Origin of the sequence: Corynebacterium halotolerans YIM 70093 = DSM 44683, from assembly GCF_000341345.1 — a bacterium.
GTDB lineage: Bacteria > Actinomycetota > Actinomycetes > Mycobacteriales > Mycobacteriaceae > Corynebacterium > Corynebacterium halotolerans.
This window is the reverse complement of sequence record NC_020302.1, coordinates 1,465,095-1,488,731: the sequence shown is the minus strand read 5'-3', so window position 1 is coordinate 1,488,731 and position 23,637 is coordinate 1,465,095. Positions and strand designations below refer to the sequence as shown.

Annotated in this window: 19 protein-coding genes; 4 read left to right on the top strand and 15 right to left on the bottom strand. The window is 68.9% G+C overall.

Going from position 1 to position 23,637, the window contains the following annotated elements; all coding sequences use genetic code 11:
* The 11 genes from A605_RS06935 to A605_RS14790 all read right to left on the bottom strand — a co-directional run bounded on the left by A605_RS06935 (window position 1) and on the right by A605_RS14790 (window position 11,467).
* Entirely contained in the window at window positions 1-1,182 is a 1,182-nt protein-coding gene (locus A605_RS06935; protein WP_015400793.1) for an acetylornithine transaminase, read from the bottom strand.
* Window positions 1,179-2,126 carry an acetylglutamate kinase gene (gene argB / locus A605_RS06930; protein WP_015400792.1) on the bottom strand — a complete coding sequence of 316 codons (948 nt, stop codon included), beginning with the start codon at window positions 2,124-2,126 and terminating at the stop codon, window positions 1,179-1,181. Before argB ends, A605_RS06935 begins: the two co-directional genes overlap by 4 nt.
* Before the next feature lie 13 nt (window positions 2,127-2,139).
* Window positions 2,140-3,300, bottom strand: a complete 1,161-nt coding sequence (argJ, locus tag A605_RS06925) for a bifunctional glutamate N-acetyltransferase/amino-acid acetyltransferase ArgJ (protein ID WP_015400791.1) — start codon at window positions 3,298-3,300, stop codon at window positions 2,140-2,142.
* Window positions 3,301-3,335: 35 nt separating this feature from the next.
* Window positions 3,336-4,379 (bottom strand): N-acetyl-gamma-glutamyl-phosphate reductase, encoded by a 1,044-nt coding sequence (argC, locus tag A605_RS06920; RefSeq protein ID WP_015400790.1) that lies wholly within the window; start codon window positions 4,377-4,379, stop codon window positions 3,336-3,338.
* 262 nt (window positions 4,380-4,641) lie between these two features.
* Window positions 4,642-7,149, bottom strand: coding sequence for a phenylalanine--tRNA ligase subunit beta (pheT, locus tag A605_RS06915; RefSeq protein ID WP_015400789.1), 2,508 nt, complete (start codon window positions 7,147-7,149; stop codon window positions 4,642-4,644).
* A gap of 40 nt (window positions 7,150-7,189) precedes the next feature.
* The gene (gene pheS / locus A605_RS06910; protein WP_027004571.1) at window positions 7,190-8,260 is read right to left on the bottom strand and encodes a phenylalanine--tRNA ligase subunit alpha; all 1,071 of its coding nucleotides are present in this window, start codon (window positions 8,258-8,260) and stop codon (window positions 7,190-7,192) included.
* Window positions 8,261-8,297: 37 nt separating this feature from the next.
* Window positions 8,298-9,116: a TrmH family RNA methyltransferase gene (locus tag A605_RS06905; protein ID WP_015400787.1), complete on the bottom strand. Its 819-nt coding sequence runs from the start codon at window positions 9,114-9,116 to the stop codon at window positions 8,298-8,300.
* Between the two features lie 124 nt (window positions 9,117-9,240).
* Entirely contained in the window at window positions 9,241-9,624 is a 384-nt protein-coding gene (gene rplT, locus A605_RS06900; protein ID WP_015400786.1) for a 50S ribosomal protein L20, read from the bottom strand.
* 54 nt (window positions 9,625-9,678) lie between these two features.
* Window positions 9,679-9,873, bottom strand: a complete 195-nt coding sequence (rpmI, locus tag A605_RS06895) for a 50S ribosomal protein L35 (RefSeq protein WP_015400785.1) — start codon at window positions 9,871-9,873, stop codon at window positions 9,679-9,681.
* Window positions 9,874-9,909: 36 nt separating this feature from the next.
* Window positions 9,910-10,431: a translation initiation factor IF-3 gene (gene infC / locus A605_RS06890; protein WP_081602099.1), complete on the bottom strand. Its 522-nt coding sequence runs from the start codon at window positions 10,429-10,431 to the stop codon at window positions 9,910-9,912.
* Between the two features lie 301 nt (window positions 10,432-10,732).
* Entirely contained in the window at window positions 10,733-11,467 is a 735-nt protein-coding gene (locus A605_RS14790) for a hypothetical protein (RefSeq protein WP_015400783.1), read from the bottom strand.
* 130 nt (window positions 11,468-11,597) lie between these two features.
* On the opposite strand from A605_RS14790, the gene A605_RS06880 reads away from it, so the two are divergent.
* Window positions 11,598-13,442, top strand: a complete 1,845-nt coding sequence (locus A605_RS06880) for a DUF2339 domain-containing protein (RefSeq protein ID WP_161607627.1) — start codon at window positions 11,598-11,600, stop codon at window positions 13,440-13,442.
* On the opposite strand, the gene uvrA is transcribed toward A605_RS06880, so the two are convergent.
* The gene (gene uvrA / locus A605_RS06875; protein ID WP_015400781.1) at window positions 13,439-16,288 is read right to left on the bottom strand and encodes an excinuclease ABC subunit UvrA; all 2,850 of its coding nucleotides are present in this window, start codon (window positions 16,286-16,288) and stop codon (window positions 13,439-13,441) included. The two genes, A605_RS06880 and uvrA, sit on opposite strands and share 4 nt — an antisense overlap.
* Window positions 16,289-16,400: 112 nt before the next feature.
* On the opposite strand from uvrA, the gene A605_RS06870 reads away from it, so the two are divergent.
* The 3 genes from A605_RS06870 (at window position 16,401) to A605_RS06860 (ending at window position 20,400) form a co-directional block, all read left to right on the top strand.
* On the top strand, window positions 16,401-17,003 hold the full coding sequence (locus A605_RS06870; RefSeq protein ID WP_015400780.1) for an MBL fold metallo-hydrolase: 603 nt from the start codon (window positions 16,401-16,403) through the stop codon (window positions 17,001-17,003).
* Window positions 17,004-17,086: 83 nt separating this feature from the next.
* Window positions 17,087-18,016, top strand: a complete 930-nt coding sequence (locus A605_RS06865) for a DoxX family membrane protein (RefSeq protein WP_027004573.1) — start codon at window positions 17,087-17,089, stop codon at window positions 18,014-18,016.
* A 179-nt stretch (window positions 18,017-18,195) separates the two neighbouring features.
* The gene (locus tag A605_RS06860; protein ID WP_042440357.1) at window positions 18,196-20,400 is read left to right on the top strand and encodes a HelD family protein; all 2,205 of its coding nucleotides are present in this window, start codon (window positions 18,196-18,198) and stop codon (window positions 20,398-20,400) included.
* 58 nt (window positions 20,401-20,458) lie between these two features.
* Here the strand turns inward: A605_RS06860 and A605_RS06855 are convergent, their stop codons facing one another.
* The 3 genes from A605_RS06855 to uvrB all read right to left on the bottom strand — a co-directional run bounded on the left by A605_RS06855 (window position 20,459) and on the right by uvrB (window position 23,564).
* Entirely contained in the window at window positions 20,459-20,902 is a 444-nt protein-coding gene (locus A605_RS06855) for a universal stress protein (RefSeq protein ID WP_015400777.1), read from the bottom strand.
* Between the two features lie 62 nt (window positions 20,903-20,964).
* On the bottom strand, window positions 20,965-21,420 hold the full coding sequence (locus A605_RS06850; protein ID WP_015400776.1) for a universal stress protein: 456 nt from the start codon (window positions 21,418-21,420) through the stop codon (window positions 20,965-20,967).
* A gap of 35 nt (window positions 21,421-21,455) precedes the next feature.
* Window positions 21,456-23,564: an excinuclease ABC subunit UvrB gene (gene uvrB, locus A605_RS06845; RefSeq protein ID WP_015400775.1), complete on the bottom strand. Its 2,109-nt coding sequence runs from the start codon at window positions 23,562-23,564 to the stop codon at window positions 21,456-21,458.
* Window positions 23,565-23,637 lie beyond the last annotated feature (73 nt).

The window sequence follows — 23,637 nt, the reverse complement described above, 5'->3', positions numbered from 1 at the left end:
CTATTTTCCCGGGGAGGTCAGTTCGGACAGCAGGGCGGCGATGCGCTCGACGGCGGCGTCGATCTCGTCGTCGGTGATCACCAGCGGCGGGGTGAGCCGGATGATGTCCCCGGCCGGGGCGTTGAGGATGAGACCGTGCCCGAAGCCGGCGGCAACGGCCTGCTTGGCGACGGGCGCGTCGAGGACCACGCCGAGCATCAGGCCGCGGCCGCGCACGTGCCGCACCCCCGGCACCTGCTCCAGGGCGGAGATGAAACGCCGCCCCTTGCGTCGGACGTCGGCGCAGAATTCGTCGTCGACGACCTTCAGCACCGCGTTTGCGGCGGCGCAGGCGACGGGGTTGCCGCCGAAGGTGGTGCCGTGCGAGCCGGGGCCGAACAACTCCGCGGCCTTCCCGCGGGCCAGGCACGCGCCGATGGGCAGGCCGCCGCCGAGCCCCTTGGCCATGGTGACGACGTCGGGGACGACACTGTCGTGGCTGTGGGCGAAGAAGTCGCCGGTGCGGCCCACGCCGGTCTGCACCTCATCCACGATCATCAGGATGCCGTGGGTGTCGCACAGCTCGCGCACGCCCCGCAGGAAGCCCTCCGGTGCCGGGACGACGCCGGTCTCGCCCTGGATGGGCTCCAGGAAGATGGCGGCGGTGTCGTCCGGGTTCGTTCCGACGAGTTTGGTCAGGTAGTCGAGGTCACCGTAGGGGTAGAACTCCACCCCGGCCGGCAGGGGCTCGAAGGGTTTGCGCTTGTCGGGCTGACCGGTCAGCGCCAGGGAACCCATGGTGCGGCCGTGGAAGCCGTCGGCGGCGGCCAGGACGCGGCCGCGGCCGGTCAGGCGCGCGAGCTTGAAGGCGGCCTCGTTGGCCTCGCCGCCCGAGTTGCAGAAGAACACCCGGGTGCTCTCGTCGCCGAAGCGCTCCTTCAGGGTGGTCGCGGCCTCGATCACGGGACGGGAGGCGAAGAGGTTGGACACGTGGCCGAGCTGCCCGACCTGGTGGACGACGGCCTCGACGACGGCCTCGTGGCCGTGGCCGAGCGCGTTGACGGCGATGCCCGCGAGCAGGTCGATGTGGGTGCGACCCTCCGAGTCGGTGACGGTCGCCCCCTTGCCGGAGACGAGCTCCACCGGCGGGGTGCCGTAGTTGTTCATCAGCACCTGGTTCCATTGGCTCAGTGCGTCACTCATTTGGCGTCGTCCTTCCTGAAGACGGTTCCCTCGGGGTAGTTGTCGCGGTCGTAGACATCCGGCAGCACCATGGTGCCGATGCCACCCATTGTCAGCAGCTCGAGGATGACGGAGTGGGCGATGCGCCCGTCGATGACGTGCGCGGCGGAGATACCGCCCTGGACCGCACGCAGGCAGGACTCCATCTTGGGAATCATGCCGGAGTCGAGACCCGGCAGGATGTCCGCCAGCTCGGTGAGCTGGATCTTGGAGACCAGGGAGTCCTTGTTCGGCCAGTCCGTGTACAGGCCCTCGACATTGGTGAGGATGAGCAGCCGCTCGGCGCCGATGGCCGCGGCGAGTGCGCCGGCGGCGGTGTCGGCGTTGATGTTGTAGACCTCGCCGTCCTCGCCCGGGGCGATCGTCGAGACCACCGGGATGCGGCCGGCCTCGATGATGTCCATGAGCGCGGCCGGGTTGACGTCGGTGATGTCGCCGACCAGTCCGATGTCGGTGGGCTCCCCCTCGACCTCCACGAGCCGTTTGGTGGCGGTGAACAGCCCGGCGTCCTCACCGGAGGTGCCCACGGCGTAGGGCCCGTGCGAGTTGATCAGGCCGACTAAATCCCGCCCGACCTGGCCGAAGAGCACCATGCGCACGACGTCCATGACCTCCGGGGTGGTCACCCGGAAGCCGCCCTTGAACTCGCCCTCCAGGCCGACGCGCTCGAGCATCGCCGAGATCTGCGGGCCGCCGCCGTGCACGACCACGGGCTTGGCGCCCACGGTGCGCAGGAAAACCATGTCCGCGGCGAAGGCGGCCTTGAGCTCCTCGTCGACCATGGCGTTGCCGCCGTACTTGACCACGACGATCTTGTCGCGGAAGTGCTGCAGCCAGGGCAGGGCCTCGGCCAGCACATTGGCCCTGACCTCGGAGCTCAGGGACTCCATCTCTATGTCGTTCATCGCCGGCCTTCCTCTAGGTGCTGTACGCGGAGTTGATCTCCACGTACTCGTGCGAGAGATCGGTGGTGCGCACGGTGGCACGGCCCGGCCCACCGGTGCCCAGGTCCACCAGCACCTCGATGTCGACCCCGGAGAGGTCGACGTCGCGGGCGCCGGGGGTGCCGGTGGTGTCCACGCAGACGGCCTCCCCGTTGAAGTACACCGAGATGTGCTCCGGGTCCATGTCGGCGTCGGCCATCCCGACGGCCGCGAGCACGCGCCCCCAGTTGGGGTCGGAACCGAACATGGCGCACTTGAACAGGTTGTCACGGCCCAGGGTGCGGGCGGCGTTGAGGGCCTGGCCGTCGTCGCCGGTGCCCTCCACGGTGATGGTGACCCGCTTGGTCACCCCCTCGGCGTCGGCCTGCATCTGGGCGGCCAGGAGGGAGCAGGCCTCGTGGACCGCGTCGTTGAGCTCCTCCTGGCCCGGGGTGACGCCGGAGGCGCCGGAGGCCAGCAGCAGAACGGTGTCGTTGGTGGAGGTGGATCCGTCGATGTCGAGGGTGTCGAAGGTGACCTTCGTGGCCGCACGCAGCGCGGTGTCGAGCATCTCCGGGGTGGCGGAGGCGTCAGTGGTCAGGCACACGAGCATGGTGGCCAGGGACGGGGCCATCATGCCCACGCCCTTGCCCATGCCGCCGATGACCCAGCCGTCGCCCTCGACCCAGGTCTCCTTGGCCACCAGGTCGGTGGTCATGATGGCCTCCGCGGCGGCGTGCCCGTGGTCGCCGAGGTCGCCGGCCAGGCGGTCGACGCCGTCGCGCAGCTTGTCCATGGGCAGCAGTTCGCCGATCAGCCCGGTCGAGCAGGCCGCGACGTCGTCCGGCTCCATACCGAGGAGATCGGCGGTGCGCCGCTGCAGCTCATCGGCGTCGCGGTCACCCTGGACGCCGTTGCAGGCGTTGGCGTTGCCGGCGTTGTAGAGGACGGCACGCAGCCGGCCGTCGGCCACGGCGCGGCGGGTCAGCTTCACCGGGGAGGCGACGACGCGGTTGCGGGTGAACACGCCCGCCGCGTGGTACTCGGGGCCGTTGTTGACGACGAGCGCCATGTCCGGATTTCCGGAGGCCTTGATGCCGGCCGGGAGGGCAGCCGCCGAGAATCCGGCGGGTGCGGTGATGCCGATGCTGCTCATACGAGAGGCTTTCTGGGTCGAGGGAGGAATAAGGATCAGGGAGCGACGCCGACCTGCGGCAGGCCTGCGGTCTCGGGGAGGCCGAGCGCGAGGTTCATGCACTGCACGGCCGCCCCGCCGGTGCCCTTGGTGAGGTTGTCGAGGGCGGCGGTGACCACGAGCCGGCCGGCGCGCCCGTCGACCTCGACCTGCACGTGGCACATGTTCGAGCCGAGGACCGCCTGGGTCTGGGGCTGGTGCCCCTCCGGCAGCAGGTGGACGAAGGGTTCGTCGCTGTAGAAGGCCCGGTAGGTCTCGTAGGCGGCGTCCGCGGTGACGCCCTCCTTCAGCGGCGCGCTGGCCGTGGTGAGGATGCCGCGCGGCAGCGGGGCCAGGACGGGGGTGAAGCTGACGTTGATGTCCTCGTCGGTGACCTCGGAGAGGTTCTGGGCGATCTCCGGGGTGTGGCGGTGCCTGCCGGAGGTGTTGTAGGCGCGCAGATTGCCCATCATCTCGGCACCGAGCAGCGGGACGGCGGCCTTCTTGCCCGCCCCGGAGACACCGGTGACGGAGACGAAGGCGATGTCCGGGGTGATCAGGCCGGCCGCGACCGCGGGCAGCATGGCGATCGTCGCGCCCGTCGGGAAACAACCCGGGACGGCGATGCGGGTGGCGTTCGCGATCTCCTCGCGGTGGCCGGGCATCTCGGGGATGCCGTAGGGCCAGGTGCCGGCGTGCTCACCGCCGTAGTAGTGCGCCCACTCCCCCTTGTCCCGGAGGCGGAAATCGGCGGCACAGTCGATGACCACGGTCTCATCCGATAGCTGCCGGCCGATCTCGGCGGAGTGGCCGTGGGGCAGCCCGAGGAAGACAACGTCGTGGCCAGCGAGCACCTCGGGGGTGGTGTCCTCGAGGACACGGTCGGCCAGCTGCGGGAACTGCGGCATGACCTCATGGAAGGGCGTGCCGGCGGAGGAACCGGCGGTCAGGGCGCCGATCTCGAGTTCGCCGGACAGGTACTTGGGGTGACCGAGCAGCAGGCGGAGGATCTCCCCGCCCGCGTAACCCGAGGCACCGGCGACTGCAACCTTGATCGTCATGGCAGCCACCATACGCAATTATGCAACCCGGTGCAAACTATTCATGAGGGCGCGCAAGAGAATTCCGGAACATACGGCCGCTTATCTCCCCCGCCCTCACCGGGCGGTCGAGCGCAGGGAGCCCACCGACCGCATCCACGGTCCCGGTGGGCCCGACCCCGGGGCCAGCCTCGCCCGACCCCAGCGCCCGGAGCCGACGGGCCGTCATGAAAAGCAATCTCCCGGAACCGGTGACGCCGCCCCCTGAGGCTACGCGGGAGACTCAGGCGCGTAGCTCGGCGCCGAGTCGCTCCTTGGCCAGCTCGGCGGCGGCAAGCCGGTGCACGTTGACCTCCTCGTCGGTCAGCGTGCGGTCGCCGGCGCGGAAGAGCAGGGAGAAGGCCAGGGACTTGCGGTCCTCGCCCAGTTGCTCGCCGTGGAAGATGTCGAAGAGTTCGACGGACTCGAGCAGCTCGCCGGCGCCTTCCGCGACGACCTTGCGGACGGTCTCGGCGGGGACGGACTCGTCGACGACGAGCGCGATGTCCTGGTGCAGCGCCGGGTAGGCGGACAGCACCGGGGCCGGGAGCTTCTCCTCCAGCGGCAGGGCGGTGACGTCGAGCTCCATGGCGCAGGTGCGCGCGGGCAGCTCGAGCCGCTCCAGAATCTGCGGGTGCAGCTCGCCGGCGTGGCCGACGACCCGGTCCCCGACCTTGAGCGCGGCGCAGCGGCCCGGGTGCCACGGCAGGTGCTCGGCCGACTCGACCTCCAGCTCGACGCCGGCCCCACGGGCCACCACGCGGGCGGACTCGATGGCGTCGGCGTAGCTGTAGGCCCGGCCGTTACCCCACGGGCCCTCGAACTCGATCCTGCCGGTGCCGACGGTGGCCACGTGCAGCGGCTGCTCGGGCAGGGAGTCCAGCAGCCGGCGCACGGTCTCCTCGTCGGGACGGGAGTCCACCGACGGCATCGGGGAGACGTCCTCGCGGGCGAAGGAGACCTGCTGCAGGCCGAACAGGGCGACATCCGTGCGGCCGCGGGCGACGTTGCGGGCGACGGCGTCGAGCATGGACGGCAGCAGGGTGGTGCCCAGGATCGCCCGGTCGGCCTCGAGCGGGTTCTGCACGGTGACGGCGTTGCGGCGCGGGTCGTCCCCGCCCAGCTCCCAGGCGTCGAAGGTGTCGTTGGCGATGAACGGGCTCGGCAGGATCTCCGCGTAGCCGTTGTAGGCCAGGGCGTGGCCGACGGCGCGGCGGCGGCGCTGCTCCCGCGTCAGGCCGCGGCCGCCGGCCGGGGTCGGCAGGACCAGCGGGATGTCCTCGAGGCCCTCCAGGCGCAGGACCTCCTCGACCAGGTCGGCGGGCATGCCGATGTCGGTGCGCCAGGTCGGCGGGGTCACCTGCAGTGTCTCGCCCTCGTCGACGACGTCGCAACCGACCTCGCGCAGGCGGTTGATGACGGTCTCCCGCGGGTACTCGACCCCGGCCAGCTCGGACGGGTGGGTCGCGCGCATGCCGATCGTCGGCATGCCCGGCACCTCGCCGATGAGGGTGCGGCCGGCCTCGACGGTGCCACCCGCGATCTCGACGAGGAGGGCGCAGGCGATGTCGAGGGCCACCTCCACGACGGCCGGGTCGACGCCGCGCTCGAAACGGCGGGAGGACTCGGAACTGAGCTTGTGGCGGCGGGAGGTACGCGCCACGGTCTTCGGGTCCCAGGTCGCCGCCTCGAAGTAGACGTCGGTGGTGGTCTCTGAGATCTCGGAGCTGGTGCCGCCCATCACCCCGGCCATCGACTGGATACCGGTCTCATCGCAGATGACCACGTCCTCGGAGCTGAGCTCGCGGGTGACATGGTCGAGGGTCTCGAACTTCTCCCCCGCTCCCGCGTTGCGGACGGTGAGGCCACCGGTGATCCTGCCGGCGTCGAAGGCGTGCATCGGCTGACCGAGCAGGAGCATGACGTAGTTGGTCACGTCGGTGGTGGCGTTGACGGAGCGCTGGCCGGAGAGCATGAGCTCGCGCTGCAGCCAGTAGGGGGACTCGACGCTCGGGTCGATGCCGCTGACCTTGCGCAGGCCGAAGCGGATGGCCTTCGTCTCCTCGCGCACGTCGACGCCGAGGAGCTCACCGGAGGCGGCGGGCACGGCAGAGGTGTCCACGCCGGCCACGGCCGGGTTCTCCGCCGGATCGGAGAAAACCAGGTCGAAGGCGGAGGCCAGCTCACGGGTGAGCCCGCGGGCGGACAGGGCGTAACCGCGGTCCGGGGTGATGTTGACGTCGAAGACGGTGTCGTGCAGGCCGATCAGTTCGCGGGCGTCGTCGCCCGGCTGCCCGTAGTCGTCGGACAGGGTGATGATGCCGGAGTTCTGCTTGTCCGCCAGGCCGAGCTCGGCGGCGGAGCAGATCATCCCCTCGGAGACGTGGTCGTAGGTCTCGCGGGCGGAGATCTTGAACCCGCCCGGCAGCTCGGCGCCCGGCAGGGCCACGACGACGAGGTCGCCCTCGGCGAAGTTGCGGGCACCGCAGATGATGCCCTGCGGCTCACCGCTGCCGTTGGCCCGGCCCACGTCGACCTGGCAGTAGCGGATCGGCTTCTTGAAGCCGGTCAGCTCCTCGATCCCGCTGACGCGGCCGAGCACCAGCGGGCCGGTGGTCTCCGGGATGGGCTCGTGGCCCTCGGTCTCGAAGCCGACGCGGACGAAGCCGGCGTCGAGCTCCTCGGCGCTGACGCTCCAGTTGTCGTTGGCGTGACCCAGCAGTCCGGTCACCCAGTTCTGTGCAATGAGCATGCGTGAATCTCCTTCAGAAGTGTCTCGGGTGAACGGTGACCTAGGCCTGGACGCCGAACGGCAGGGTGAAGCGGACGTCGCCCTCGACCATGTCGCGCATGTCGGACAGGCCGTTGCGGAACTGCAGGGTGCGCTCCAGTCCCATGCCGAAGGCGAAGCCGGTGTAGACCTCCGGATCGACGCCGACGGCGGTGAGCACGTTCGGGTTGACCATGCCGCAGCCGCCCCACTCGATCCAGCCGGCGCCGCCCTTCTTGTTCGGGAACCAGACGTCGACCTCGGCGGAGGGCTCGGTGAAGGGGAAGTAGTTGGCCCGCATGCGGGTCTTCGTCTCCGGGCCGAACAGGGTCTTGGCCAGGTGGTCGAGGGTGCCGCGCAGGTGCGCCATGGTCAGCCCCTTGTCCACGGCCAGGCCCTCCACCTGGTGGAAGACCGGGGTGTGGGTGGCGTCCAGCTCATCGGTGCGGAAGACGCGTCCGGGGCAGGCGATGTACAGCGGCACGTCGCGCTCGAGCATGGCGCGCACCTGGACCGGGGAGGTGTGGGTGCGCAGAACCTGCTTCGACTCCCCGACGGACACGTGGAAGGTGTCCTGCAGGGTGCGGGCCGGGTGGTCGGGCAGGAAGTTCAGGGCGTCGAAGTTGAAGTACTCGGCCTCGACCTCGGGACCGTCCTCGATCTCCCAGCCCATGCCGAGGAAGATGTCGGCGATGTGCTCGCTCAGCGTGGTGATCGGGTGCAGGGCACCGGTCTGGGTGCGAGTGGTCGGCACGGTGACGTCGACGCGCTCGGCGACGAGCTGCTCGGCGCGGTGCTTCGCCTCGAGCTCGGCGTGCACCTGCGCGTAGTGCTTCTCAACGCGCCCGCGGGCCATGTTGACCAGTCGACCGGCGTCCTTGCGCTCGGCCTTCGGCAGGGTGCCGAGTGAACGCCGGGCCTGCGGGATGGGGGCGTCGTCCCCCAGGTGCGCGCGGCGGGCGGCGGACAGCTCCGCCAGATCCTGGGCGGCGTCGAACGCGGCGACAGCCGTCTCGGCGGCGGCGGTCAGGCCAGCCTCGGTCAGTTCGATTTCAGGATTATCAGACACGTTGGCCTCACCCGGACCCTTCATTTCTCGACGCTTGATAGACCCGTACAGTGTACCCGGCTCAGCCCCGGGCGGCCGCCTGGGCCTTGGCTGACTCGTAGAGGCAGATCGACGCCGCGGTGGCGAGGTTCAGCGACTCCGCCCGGCCCCGGATCGGGATGCGCACGCGGTGGTCCGCCTGGGCGAGCAGCTCCTCCCCCAGCCCGTGGGCCTCGTTTCCGAACAGCCACGCGGTGGGTTGGGCCAGGAGCTCGACAGCGTCATCGAGGTCGACCTCGCCGTCCGCGGTCGTCGCGAGGATCTGCAGCCCGGCACTCCGCAGCTGGCCGAGCACCTCGGCGACGCTCGTGTGGCGGGCCACGGGCAGGTGGAACAGCGAGCCGGCGGAGGCTCGTGCGGCCTTGCCCGACTGCGGGTCGACGGTTTCGCCGGCGAAGACGACGGCATCGGCGCCCATGGCGTCGGAGACCCGGATCAGCGTGCCGGCGTTACCGGGTTCGGAGGTCTCGACAGGCACGGAGACGAGATTGGGGCGGCCGCGCAGGGCCTTGCCCACGGTCCACAGGACCGGCTCGCACACGGCGAACAGTCCCGTGCTGGTCACGGTGTCCGACAGGGCCCTGGCGGCGCGGTCGGTGATGGGGTGGGTATGCACGCCGAGGTGGCCGGCGGCCGTGACGATCTCCCCGAAGCGGTCGGCCGCCGACTCGGTCACGAACAGGTCCCGGGCGGCCCCCGTCGCGACGGCGGCCTCGACGGCGTTCTCCCCTTCCACGAGGAAGGCCTTCGCCTTGCGCCGGGCGGCGGCCCGGTGCAGCTTGGCTGCGTTGATGATGCGGGGGGTGCGTTCAGTGAACGGCGACGAGAAGTCCAGGGTCATGGCCCTCACGCTAGCAGCGCACTCCCCCGCCCCCGTGGTGGGATCCCGCGGAGGGCGTGGTCGCCCCCCGAGTACATGAAACGCGAAAACCCCCGCCCGGAGGCGGGGGTGACGCAGAGAGAACTTAGGCGGCCTTCGGGGCGTTGACGTCCTCGGGCAGGGCGGCCTTGGCGGCCTCGCAGAGGGCGGAGAAGGCGGCGAAGTCGCTGACGGCGAGCTCGGCCAGGATCTTGCGGTCGACATCGATCTCGGCCAGGCGCAGGCCGTGGATGAGACGGTTGTAGGTGATGTCGTTCATGCGGGCAGCGGCGTTGATGCGCTGGATCCACAGCTTGCGGAACTCGGACTTACGCGCGCGACGATCGCGGTAGGCGTAGGTCATGGAGTGCAGCCACTGCTCCTTGGCCTTACGGTAGAGACGGGAGCGCTGGCCGCGGTAGCCCTTGGCGGACTTCAGGATTGCGCGACGCTTCTTCTTGGCGTTGACGGACCGCTTGACACGTGCCACGGTGATACTTCCTTTGGTGCGTTAGAGATGTGTGGGTGGGACAGGCGGCCTGTACTAGGCCTTGCCGAGCAGACGCTTCATGCGCTTGACATCGGCCGGGGCGACGTCCTCGGTGCCCTTCAGGCGGCGGGTGCGGGTCGACGGCTTGCCCTCGAGGAGGTGGCGGCGGCCGGCCTGCTCGCGGCGCAGCTTGCCGGAGCCGGTGATCTTCACGCGCTTGGCGGTGCCCTTGTGGGTCTTCTGCTTCATGAGATGTAAGTCCTTAAATCCCGGTTGACGTGTTCTCTACTTCTTGCCCTTGCGAATGGGGCCGAGGACCATGGTCATGTTCCTGCCGTCCTGCTTCGGCCTTGCTTCCACGACGCCGATCTCGGCGACATCATTGGCCAGACGCTCCAGGAGGCGGTATCCCAGCTCCGGGCGCGACTGCTCACGGCCGCGGAACATGATCGTGACCTTGACCTTGGACCCCTTCTCCAGGAAGCGGACCACATTGCCCTTTTTCGTCTCGTAGTCGTGGTCATCGATCTTCGGACGGAACTTCTGCTCCTTGACCACAGTCTGCTGCTGGTTCTTACGGGACTCGCGGGCCTTCTGAGCCGTCTCGTACTTGAACTTTCCGTAGTCCATGATCTTCGCGACCGGCGGCTTGGCGTTCGGGGCAACCTCGACGAGGTCGAGGTCAGCTTCGTAAGCCAGTTTGCGTGCGTCGTCCGTACGGACGATGCCGACCTGTTCGCCGCTGGGGCCGACAAGACGGACTTCGGGAACTCGGATACGCTCATTAATGCGAGCTTCAGCGCTGATGTGTACTCCTCAAGTAGCAGGGCAGTTGGTTCACGTACCGTGCCACACTCGGAGATTCCCCCTCCAACGCACAAATCCCGCGGGCCGGGGAGCGGCACGCGGGAGATCACACTGCAGGAACACTTCCCCCGGCACTTCGGGGGACGTCTACCTGCTGATTACCTGTGTCCAACCGGCGGAACCGGCGGCATGAGGTGGGAGGATCTCCGCTTGTGGCCCGAGCCCCTGGAGAAGGTGCTGCGGGCGGTAGTGGATGCAACCTTATCAGGCGCTCCCCTCCGCGCGCAAATCCCTCTTCCCGTCAGTCGCGCACGGCGCGGGCCTCAAGCACGACCACGGCATCGGTGCCGCCGCGGCAGGTGAACGAATTGTCGCCCTCGGGGGCGCACCGCATCGTGTAGGTCTCCCCCGTCACGGGGCTGGAGGCCTCGACGTCATGGAAGTTGTTCTGACCCGAGTTCCCCGCCATCGCGATCGCCACGCTCTCCGCGAAACCACAGCTGGTCGCCTCACTTGCCCGGAAAATGCGCCAGTTGACGTTCGCGGCGCACTGCTGCGCATTCGCCGGTGCGCGGAAATCAGGGGCCGCGGTCGTGGTCTCCTGCGTCGTGGTTTCCTCTGTCGTCAGGGTCGTCGTGGTCTCCTCCGAGGTGGCCTCCTGCGAGGTGGTTTCCTCGGTCGTCAGGGTCGTCGTGGTCTCCTGCGGAGTGGTCTCCTGCGAGGTGGGCGCCGGTCTCGGTTCCTCGGTCGTGGCGGTGACTGTAGTGGTGGTCGGGGCGGCCACGGGCTCCTCCCCGTCCCCGCCCAGGAAGGCGGTGTAGATCCAAACCCCGAGTGCGACGGCCGCGATGACGAGCATCGCCAGCAGCACCACCGCCAACCCGGAGCGGCGCGGCTGCCCGTACTCTTCGCGTCCCGGCACGTACTGCGGCTGGTACGGGGCCGGGGCGGGCTCGTCGCCGACCGGCGGGAAGGAGGTGGTCTCCGGCTCGCCGTCTGGCTCGTGGTCCGGCCGACGGGGGTCCTGCGGGGTCATGCGGAAGTTCGCTCCTGGATGGCTGTGCGGATGGACTGTTCCCCGTCATCCTAGGCCCGGGGCCACGGTGCGGGTTACCGCGTCGCCGGGAAACCCGGCCTGCCGGTCGATTTGGTCCTACTCTTGGGCCATGACCCAGACTCCCAGGGACGATATGGAGCTGCGTGATGCGCTGCGGAAGCTCCGGGCGGCGGAAATGGCGCTCGGGGAGGCGCGTCGCAGCCTCGACGCGGTGCTCTCCTCACGACGCCCGACCGCGCCGGCCGCGTCGGCTCCCGAACCCGCACCGGTCCCCTATCCCGTTCCGGAGAACAGCCCGCCGCCACCCCGGTCTTCTCCGCCGGAGGCCGCGCCGAGTCCGCTACCGCCGCCCGAACAACCGGTCCCCGTCGAGACAAAGATCATTCGTGCCATCGCCGTCGCCGGTTCGCTGATCACCGTCATCGGTGTCGGTCTGATCGTCGCCCTGGCCATACAGAACGGCTGGCTCGGACCGCTGGGACGGGTCATTCTCTCCGCCCTCCTCGCGGCGCTGCTGCTGGCCGCGGGCCTGTGGCTGGACCGGCGGGGGGATTCCCCGGCGGGGGTCAACGCCCTGGTGGTCACGTCCTATCTGATCACCATGGTGCTCATCGTGGCGCTCGTCCGGCTGCTCAACTGGTGGCCCGAGTGGGTCGGGGCGCTGGCGCTCATAGCCGCCTGGCTGGGATTTTTGTGGCTGTCCCGGAGCCGGGGGTGGTGGGTCGTCGCCCTGTGCATGGGTGTCTCCTCCATCACCGTCGGCGCTTACCTCACCGACTCCCCGGTGACGTGGGTGCTCACGCTCATGCCGCTGACCCTCCTCGCCGCGACCTGGACGACGATGCGTATCGCGGTGCGTGCCACGGCCGCGGTCGTCGCCGTCCTCCTGCAGCTGTGGTACATCCTCCTGCCGTGGTCCGATCTCCACGAATTCGCCGCGGTCCTCGGCCCGGTCTCCGCCCTGGCGTTCGCCGCCGTCTCCCTGCGTGACGCGCGCTCCCACGACGCCAACATGCCCATCGGGGTGTACACCCCGGTGCTTCTGCTGTTCCTCAGCGCTCCGTTGGGCAGTGGCTCCCACGTCCTCTGGCTCCTGCTGCCCGCCACCGTCGCACTCGCGGCACTCGGGCATTTCCACCGCGATACCGGTAGTCCGGAGGTCGGCGATGTCGCCCGGCCGCTCGAGCTCGTCGGTCTGTGCGGAACGGCGGTCGCCTTCCTTCTCATCTGGTGGCTCTCCCCGCCGATGGGCGCCGACGAGCGCATGGACTCCACCATCGTGGTCGCCGTGTTCTTCCTCGCCGCCGTGGCCGCGTTCTTCTGGCTGGAGCGCCACAACAACTTCGGCCCGGTGCCGTGGATGGTCTGGTGGGGCGTGGCCATCGTGGTCACGTGGAACCTCGCCCGCAATGTCCTGCTGCAGACGCCGGTGTGGCTGACCGACCCTATCGCGCTCATCCAGGCGGCGCTGATAGGCGTCTTCCTCGGCTTCGCCTTCCGGCTCCGGGGAGCGCTGGGCGGATTCCACCCCTGGATTCAGGTGGCCTTCGCCGTCGCGGTGCTGTATCTGTCGATGACCTCGATCGTCACCGCCGTGGCCTGGCTGGGCAATCTCCTCGGCGCCAGCACCGGCATGTGGATCGGCTATCTCATCGGCCACACCGGGGTCTCGGTGCTGTGGATGGTTCTGGCCGCCTGGGTGCTGCTTGCCCCTGGCCGTCTCACCGACCGCATCAGCCTGTGGACCGGCGTGCTCCTCGCAGCGGCCGGAACCGTCAAGCTGGTGTTCTTCGACCTCGGTGCCCTGGAGGGCCTGCCGCGGGCCGTGGCCTTCCTGCTCTCGGGCCTGGCCCTGCTGACGATGGCCTCGCTGCGCACCCGCCGTGCCCTGGGGGCGAAGGCCGGGGCCAGGGCCGAAAACGGCGACGACTCGGACGAACCTGCCTCCGGTTAGAGCATCTCGGCCAGGAACTGCCCCGTGTAGGAGCCCTTCACCTGGGCGACCTCCTCCGGGGTGCCGGCCGCGACGACGTTGCCGCCGCCGGTGCCTCCCTCGGGGCCCATGTCGACGATCCAGTCGGCGGCCTTGATCACATCGAGGTTGTGCTCGATGATCAGCACCGAGTTGCCCTTGTCCACCAGCCCCTGGATGACCAGCATGAGCTTGCGGATGTCCTCGAAGTGCAGTCCGGTGGTCGGCTCGTCGAGGATGTAGATGGTGCGGCCGTTGGAGCGCTTCTGCAGCTCGGAGGCCAGCTTCACACGCTGCGCCTCACCGCCGGACAGGGTGGTCGCGGCCTGGCCCAGGCGGACGTAGCCCAGTCCGACGTCCACCATGGTCTGCAGGAAGCGGTGGATGGACTTGATGGGCTCGAAGAACTCCGCCGCCTCACCGATGGGCATGTCGAGGACCTCTGCGATGTTCTTGCCCTTGTACTTGACCTCGAGCGTCTCGCGGTTGTACCGGGCGCCGTTGCACACCTCGCAGGGCACGTAGACGTCGGGCAGGAAGTTCATCTCGATCTTCAGGGTGCCGTCGCCGTGGCAGGCCTCGCAGCGGCCGCCCTTGATGTTGAACGAGAAGCGGCCGGCCTTGTAGCCGCGCACCTTCGCCTCGGAGGTCTCCGCGAAGAGGTTGCGGATCTTGTCGAACACGCCCGTGTAGGTCGCTGGGTTGGAACGCGGGGTACGGCCGATCGGCGACTGATCGACCTGGACCAGCTTGTCCAGGTTCTCCAGCCCCTCGACCCGCTTGGCCCGGCCCGGGACCTGACGGGCCCGGTTGAGCTGGTTGGCCAGCGTCTTCGCCAGGATCTGGTTGATCAGCGTCGACTTGCCCGAACCGGACACGCCGGTGACGCAGACGAGCACGCCCAGCGGGATCTCGACGTCGACGTTGCGCAGGTTGTTCTCCCGGGCACCGACGACCCGCAGCTGGCGGTCCGGATCGATGGGACGGCGCTCGTCGGGAACGCCCAGCACCTTGCGGCCGGAGAGGTAGGCACCGGTCAGGGATTCCTCCGCCTCGAGGACGCCGTCGGGCTCGCCCTGGTAGACGATCTCGCCGCCGTACTCGCCGGCACGCGGGCCGACGTCGACGAGCCAGTCGGCGGAGCGGATGGTGTCCTCGTCGTGCTCGACGACGATGAGTGTGTTGCCGATGTCGCGCAGCCGCTTCAGCGTGGCGATCAGCCGCTGGTTGTCGCGCTGGTGCAGGCCGATCGACGGCTCGTCGAGGACGTAGAGCACGCCGGCCAGACCGGAGCCGATCTGCGTGGCCAGTCGGATGCGCTGCGCCTCGCCGCCCGAGAGGGTGGCCGCGGCCCGGTCGAGCGTGAGGTAGGCCAGGCCGACGTCGAGCAGGAAGCGCAGCCGGGCCTGGATCTCGCGGAGCACGGCCCCAGCGATCATCTCCTCGCGGGTACCCAGCGTCAGGTGGTCGAGGAACTCGGAGGCGTCCTCGACGGACAGGGCGGTCAGGCCCGCGATGGACTGCTCACCGTGGGTGGACGAGTCGAGACGGACGGCGAGGACCTCCGGCTTGAGACGCGCGCCCTTGCAGATCGGGCAGGGAACTTCGCGGGTGTAGGCCAGGTAGCGCTCCTTCGACCACTCGGAATCCGCCTGGTCGAGCTTGCGGTGCAGGTAGCCCATCACGCCCTCGAAGGGGGCGGTCCAGTTGCGGATGCGTCCGTAGCGGTTCTTGTAGCGCACGGACACCTCGGTGTCGGTTCCGCGCACGAGTGCCTTCTGCTGTTCCTTCGTCAGCTCCGAGTACGGGGTCCGCGGGTCGAAGTCGAGTGCCGCTGCCAGTCCCTCGATCAGCTTCTCGAAGTAGCTGTAGTTGGGGCTGGAGTTCCACGGCTGCACGGCGCGGACCGTGGGGGCGTCCGGATCCGGGATGATCAGGTCGATGTCGACCTCGGTGCGGGTGCCGATGCCGTCACAGGCGGGGCAGGCGCCGTAGGGCGAGTTGAAGGAGAAGGCGCGGGGTTCGAGCTCGTCGATGTCCAGGATGTGGCCGTTGGGGCAGGCCATCTTCTCGGAGAAGCTGCGGAAGCGGTTCGGGTCGTCGGCCTCGAGGCCGACGAACTCGAGGACGATGACGCCGTCGGCCAGACCGAGGGCGGTCTCCACCGAATCGGTCAGCCGTTGCTTCTGGGACTCCTTGACCTGGAGTCGGTCCACCACGACGTCGATGTCGTGCTTGATCTGCTTCTTCAGCTTCGGCGGGTCCGACAGCTGGTGGATCCCGCCGTCGACCCGCACCCGCGAGTAGCCCTGGGAGGCCAGGTCAGCGAAGAGGTCGACGAACTCGCCCTTGCGGGTGCGCACGACGGGGGCGAGCACCTGGAACTTCAGACCCTGCTCCATCTCGAGGACCTGGTCCACGATCTGCTGCGGGGTCTGCCGGTCGACCTTCGCGTCGCACACCGGGCAGTGGGCGGTGCCGGCCCGGGAGAACAGCAGGCGCAGGTAGTCGTAGATCTCGGTGATGGTGCCCACCGTGGAGCGCGGGTTGCGGTTGGTGGATTTCTGGTCGATGGACACCGCCGGGGACAGTCCGTCGATGAAGTCGACGTCCGGCTTGTCCATCTGTCCCAGGAACATGCGGGCGTAGCTCGACAGGGATTCCACGTAGCGGCGCTGGCCCTCGGCGAAGATGGTGTCGAAGGCGAGCGAGGACTTGCCGGAACCGGACAGACCGGTGAAGACCACCATCTTGTCGCGGGGCAGGTCGATGTCGACGCCCTTGAGGTTGTGTTCGCGCGCGCCACGCACGACGAGACGGTCAGCCACTGGTCGGACCCTCCTGGGTTCAGTTGTGCCGGTGCAACCGGCCTGCAGACAACTCTCGAACATACCAACGACCACGACTCGACCGCCACCCGCCGCCGCTACCCTGGGTGCCATGACGAATGACCTCACGCTGCACTCCGTGTCCGTGTCCGAGATGGACAACAACTGCTACCTCCTGGCCTCCGGCGACGAGGGGCTGCTCATCGACGCCGCCGATGACGCGTCCGCCCTGCTGAAGCTCGCGGAGGACGCCGGTGTGCGCATCACCGCCGTGCTCACCACGCACCGCCACAACGATCACCACCGGGCGCTGCCCGAGGTCCTGGAGGCCACCGGCGCCACCCACTACGGCTCCTTCCTCGACTCCCCCGCCCTGCCCTCCCCCGTCGACGTGGAGCTCAACCACGGCGACACCCTGACCTGGGCCGGCCACGAGTTCCCGGTGATGATCCTGCGCGGCCACACCCCGGGCGGGGCGGCCATCGCGGCGGAGATCGACGGCACGACCCACCTGTTCGTCGGCGACAGCCTCTTCCCCGGGGGGCTGGGCAAAACCACCTCGGAAAGTGACTTCGTCCGTCTCTACAAGGACGTCGTGGAACGCGTCTTCAACCAGTTCCCCGACGAGGCGGTGGTGCACCCCGGGCACGGCGCGGACACGACGCTCGGCACCGAGCGCCCGCAGCTGGATGTCTGGTGGGAGCGCCGGTGGTGACGTTGATTCCGCCGTCACGGCCTGAGTTACGTCGCTACAGTTGAGGGCAAGACAAACGTCGCACTAACCGAGGAGCAATGATCATGATCCGCAAGATCGCCCGACCGATGCTCGCATCCGTCTACATCGCTGACGGCGCGGACACCCTGCTGAACACGCAGGACCACGTGGAGAGCACGGAGAACGTCCTCAAGCGCGTCCGCACCGTCCTGCCCCGCCGTTACGCCCGTCAGGTTCCCAAGGACGCCGAGCTGGTGGCCCGCAGCCTCGGCGGCGCGAAGGCCGGCGCCGGCTCCCTGCTCGCCTTCGGCAAGCTGCCGCGTGTCTCCGCCGCCGTCCTCGCCGCGACCGCCGTCCCGACGATCCTCGGCCGCCATGCCTTCTGGGAGACGCAGGACCGCGAGGAGCGTCGCGCCCGCCGCTCCGGTTTCGTCACCAACATCGCCCTGCTGGGTGGTCTTTTCATCACCTCCGCCGACACCGCCGGTAAGCCGGGCCTGAAGTGGCGCGCCACCAAGGCCGCCGAGACCGCCAACAAGAAGGTCCACTCCGCCCTGCCGATGAAGTCCGAGACCGAGAAAGTGACGGACAACGTCACCGACACCGCCCGCAACTGGGCGGGCACCACCGCCGACAAGGCCACGGAGTACGCCACCCGGGCGCAGGACTACGTCAACGAGAACAAGGACGACTGGTTCGGTACGGCCCGCCACTGGGTTGACGAGGCCGCCGACAAGGCCACGGAGTACGCCACCCGGGCGCAGGGCTATGTCAACGAGAACAAGGGTGACTGGCTGTCCGCCGCCCAGAACAGCACCGCCACCGCCCGGAAGGGAGTGGTGAAGGCCGCCACTAAGGCACAGACCCAGGCGGACAAGGCTCTGGCCACCGCCGACGCCAAGTCCGGCCGTTCCGCCAAGAAGGCCCGCAAGACCGCGGACAAGCTCCAGGACCGGGCCGACAAGGCCCTGGTCAAGGCCAAGAAGAAGGTGGGCAAGGAACTCGACAAGTAGTTCCCCCACGTCCCGAGCGCCCCCGGAACACAGTCGCCGACCACACTGTGGCCCGGGGGTTTTCGCTCGCCCATCCCCCGCCGGCCGTGCGCCGGTGGAATCGCCCGGGGATGTCGGACGTTGTAGGCTGATACATCTGCTTTTCTAGACATGGAGGTGACACCCGGGTGAGTGATGACATGGAGCGGGAGGTCGCCGCCGAGCAGACCTACGTCGACGGTCTGTTCGCGCGTCTCGACGCAGAGGTGGCGCAGGCCAACGAGCGGCTGCGCCAGGTCATGCTGGAGGTGGACCCCGCCAACCCGGACGCCGACGCCCTGGTCCGCCGTGAGACCGAGTACCACGGTCTCAACGCGAAACTCGACCGGCTGAACCTGGCCCAGATGGGTCTGGTCTTCGGGCGCATCGACATCGAGGCCGAGGGCGACAACCCCGTGCCCGACCACCCGGAGCTCGACCGCCGTTACATCGGCCGCATGGGTCTCGACGCCCGCGAGGAGGGCTACCGCACGCTGCTCCTCGACTGGCGGGCGCCCATGGCCCGCCCCTTCTACCTGGCGACCACCGCGCAGCCGGAGGGGGTGACCGTCCGCCGCCACATCCGCACGAAGGGCCGCGAGGTCACCGACATCGACGACGAGCTGCTCTCCGGTGAGCAGGCGGCGACCGGCCGGGAGGGCGTCGGTGGTGAGACGGCCCTCTACCAGGCGATCCAGGCCGCCCGTACCGGACGCATGCGCAGCATCGTGGAGACCATCCAGCGCGAGCAGGACGAGATCATCCGCGACGCCACCCGCGGCGTCATGGTCGTCGAGGGCGGGCCCGGCACCGGCAAGACCGCCGTCGCCCTGCACCGCGTGGCCTACCTGATGTACACGTGGCGCGACCTGCTCTCGTCCACCGGCGTGCTCATCATCGGCCCGAACCCCACCTTCCTGGACTACATCTCGCGGGTCCTGCCCGAGCTCGGTGAGACCGGTGTGGTGCTCTCCACCGTCGGCGCGCTCTACCCCGGGGTCCGCGGCACCGCCCCGGAGTCGCTGCTGACCCGCGAGATCAAGGGTTCGGAGGAGATGGTGAGCATCCTCACCGAGGCTGTCCGCGCCCACCAGTCGCTGCCCGGGGAGCCGGTGGAGATCACCGTCGACGCCCTGCCCCTGACCGTCGATGATGCGATGGTCAAGGCCTCCCGCACCCGGGCCCGCCGTTCCCGCCGTCCGCACAACGACGCCCGTCCCGTCTTCGCCGAGCACCTCATCGGCCAGCTGGCCGAGCAGATGTCCGAACGCATCGGCGCCGATCCGCTGGGCGGGGCGAACCTGCTGTCCCGGGCGGACGTCGACCAGCTGCACGATGACCTCGCCGAGGAGCCGAAGGTCGCGGATCTGGTCGACCGGCTCTGGCCTGAACTGGAGCCCCGCGCGGTGCTGCGTGGCCTGCTCGAGGACGAGGACGCCATCGCCGTGGCCGCGGCCGCCTACGACGACGAGACCCGCGGTGCGTTGCTGCGCCCCGCCGGCAGCGACTGGGCGGCCTCCGACGCCGCGCTGCTCGACGAACTCGCCGTCCTCATCGGTATCCCCGATCCCGACGAGGCACGCGCCCGGGAGAACGAGGAGTGGCGCGAGCAGGTCTCCGAGGCGCAGGAGGCGCTCGACATCCTCTCCGGTTCGCGGTCGACGGACAACGACGACGACATGTTCGAGGCGGAGATCCTCTCCGCCCACGACGTCATCGACGCCGAGACACTCGCGCGTCGGCAGGAGGTCCGGGACATCCGCTCCACCGCCGACCGGGCCCGGGCCGACCACACCTGGGCCTACGGCCACGTGATCGTCGATGAGGCGCAGGAGCTGTCCCCCATGGAGTGGCGGATGATCTTCCGCCGCAGCCCCTCGCGCTGGATGACGCTGGTCGGTGACACGGCGCAGACCGGCTCCCCCGCGGGCGTCGACACGTGGGCGGACGCACTCGAGCCCTTCGTCTCGGGCCGGTTCCGCCACCACAAGCTGACGGTCAACTACCGCACGCCCGCCGAGATCATGGAGGTGGCCAACCACATCCTGGCCCGCATCGATCCGGACGCGACCCCCGCGACGGCGATCCGGGAGTCCGGGATCCCCGTGCGCCACCTGCCGTCGGGCACGGATCCGGAGTCCCTGGGTTTCGGGGGCGACACGGTGGACGCGGAGGAAGCGGAGCGCCTCGTCGCGGTCATCGACGCCGGCAACGTCTCCGGCATCAAGGGCCTCGAGTTCGACCACGTGGTCGTCGTCGAGCCGGGCGAGATCGTGGATCGTTCCCCGCAGGGCTGGCAGGATCTCTACGTGGCGGTCACCCGGGCCACGCAGACACTGACCGTGATCGGTGAGCTGCCGGAGTAGCCGGCGGACAAACAGAAAAAGGGCCCCTCAGGGGCCCTTTCTCGCACGGTGCGCGACTTTAGGCGATGGTGTGGACGATCATGACGTCGCAGTCGGACTGGCGGGCGACGTCGGCCGGCACGGAGCCGAGCAGTCGACCGGTCAGCGAGTTGATGCCGCGGTTGCCCACCACGAGCAGATCGGCGTTGGTGTCGTTGACGATCTGCATGAGCGCCTCCACCGGGGCGCCCGCGCGGACGGTGGTCTCGATCTTGGTGGCGCCGGCGCCGCGGGCGTTGTCGCTGGCGTCCGCCAGATTCTGCTGGGCGGTGTCATCACCGAGGATGGTGACCGAGTCCTGGCGCAGCGTCTTGGAGGCCTCCTCCTTGTTCTCGTAGTAGGCGCAGCCGATGATCAGGGTCGCATCGAAGGCGGCGGCGATCTTTGCGGCGCGCTCGACAGCGAGCATGGAGGACTTCGAGCCGTCTGTGCCGACGACGATCTTGCTGTAGTTCTCGCTCATTGGACCGTACGGACCTTTCCTCGTGTGCGGGTTGTTGGTGTCAGTTTAACAACGTTTCGGCGTCAGGAACGCGGGTCGTCGGTGTTGACGATCATCACGTCGACGGTGGACCGGCGTGCCACATCCGTGGGGATGTTGCCGAAGAGTCGGCCGGTCAGGGAGTTGATGCCCTTGTTGCCGACGACCAGCAGATCGATGTCCGCGTCGTCGACCACCGTGGTGAGCACGTTGGCGGGGGCACCCGGGACCTTGCGGGACTCGATCAGCGTGGCACCCTCGGACTCCGCGACGCTGCGGGCCTCGGCGAGGTACTCGTCGGCGAGATCCTCGCTGACCACCGGCAGGACGGAGGTCTCGCTGCTGGGCGTGTTCAGCAGCGAGCCGGTGTTGCTGTACCAGGCGCAGATGATCACCAGCTTGGCCTCATAGACGTGGGCGAGGCTGGCGGCGGTGCGCACCGCCTGCAGAGAGGAATCGGAACCGTCCGTGCCGACGGCGACCGCAGAATACCTGACCATGATGTACAGAGTCCTTTCTCGCCTGAACAGGCGTGCTACATTCCAACGTCCTTGATACCACGCAACTCCTTCTTCAGGTCCGCGATCTCGTCACGGAGTCGGCCGGCGAGCTCGAACTTGAGCTCCCGGGCGGCTGCCCCCATCTGGGCGGTGAGGTCGTCGATGAGCTTCTGGACCTGCTCGGCCGGCATGTTCGCGGTGTCCGGGCGATCCACCACGGCGGCGTCGCCGGCCAGTTTCCCGCCCTCGGTCCCGGCGGCGGCCCCGTTGTTCTCGTAGACCTGGTCGAGGATGTCGGCGATCTTCTTGCGCAGCGGCTGCGGGTCGATGCCGTGCTCGGTGTTGTAGGCGATCTGCTTCTCGCGGCGCCGCTCGGTCTCCTCGATGGCCTGCTGCATGGAGTCGGTCACCCTGTCGGCGTACATGATGACTTCGCCGGAGACGTTTCGGGCGGCGCGGCCGATGGTCTGGATCAGCGACGTCGTCGAGCGCAGGAAGCCCTCCTTGTCGGCGTCGAGGATCGCCACCAGGGAGACTTCCGGTAGGTCGAGGCCCTCGCGCAGGAGGTTGATGCCCACCAGTACGTCGTACTCGCCCAGCCGCAGCTGCCGCAGCAGCTCCACGCGCTGCAGGGTGTCGATGTCCGAGTGGAGGTAGCGCACCCGCACGCCGTTCTCGAGCAGATAGTCGGTGAGGTCCTCGGCCATCTTCTTGGTCAGGGTGGTCACCAGGACGCGCTCGTCCTTCTCGGTGCGCTGGCGGATCTCGTCGATAAGGTCGTCGATCTGGCCCTTGGTCGGCTTGACGGTGACCTTCGGGTCGACCAGCCCGGTCGGGCGGATGACCTGCTCGACGAACTCGCCGCCGGCGGCCGCCAGCTCGTAGTTGCCCGGCGTCGCGGACAGGTACACGGTCTGCCCCACCCGCTCCTCGAACTCCTCCCAGGTCAGCGGGCGGTTGTCCACGGCCGAGGGCAGGCGGAAGCCGAACTCGACGAGATTGCGCTTGCGCGACATGTCGCCCTCGTACATGCCGCCGATCTGTGGCACGGTGACGTGCGACTCGTCGATGATGGTGAGGAAGTCCTCCGGGAAGTAGTCGATGAGCGTGGCGGGCGCGGAGCCGGCGGCACGGCCGTCGATGTGGCGCGAGTAGTTCTCGATGCCGGAACAGAAGCCGACCTGCTCGATCATCTCGAGGTCGTACTCGGTGCGCATGCGTAGCCGCTGGGCCTCGAGCAGCTTGCCGCGGTTCTCCAGGTCGGCCAGCCGCTCGGCGAGTTCCGCCTTGATGTCGGCGACGGCCTTCTCCATGCGCTCGGGCCCGGCGACATAGTGGGTGGCCGGGAAGATCCGCAGCTCCTCGACCTGCCGGACGACGTCGCCGGTGAGCGGGTGGATGTAGTACAGGGCGTCGATCTCGTCGCCGAAGAACTCCACCCGCACCGCGAGCTCCTCGTAGGCGGGGATGATGTCGACCGTGTCGCCCTTGACGCGGAAGGAACCGCGGGTGAACGCGACGTCGTTACGCGTGTACTGGATGTCGACGAGCAGGCGCAGGAAGCGGTCACGCTCGACCTCCTCCCCCACCTGCAGCACGATCGAGCGGTCGAGGTAGGACTGCGGGGTGCCCAGGCCGTAGATGCAGGACACCGAGGAAACCACGACGACGTCGCGACGTGAGAGCAGCGCCGAGGTCGCGGAGTGGCGCAGCCGTTCGACGTCCTCGTTGATGGACGAGTCCTTCTCGATGTAGGTGTCCGTCTGCGCGATGTACGCCTCGGGTTGGTAGTAGTCGTAGTACGAGACGAAGTACTCGACGGCATTGTGCGGCAACAGCTGGCGCAGCTCATTGGCCAGCTGGGCGGCCAGGGTCTTGTTCGGGGCCATCACCAGGGTGGGGCGCTGCTGCTGTTCGATCAGCCATGCCGCGGTCGCCGACTTACCGGTACCGGTCGCGCCCATCAGCACGACGTCGCTCTCGTTGCGCTGCAGGCGCTCGTCGAGCTCCTTGATCGCGGCGGGCTGGTCACCGGCGGGCTCGTAGTCGGAGACGACCTTGAACTCGCCCTCTTTGCGCTCGATCTCGCCGACGGGGCGGTGCTCGGAGTGGGACAGGACGGGGTGTTCAGCAGCGAATGCCATGCCGCCGATTCTAGCCCCCGGCACAAACCCCCGGGAACCGCCCGCGGTGCGGGCGGGGTCCAAGTCCACGGCA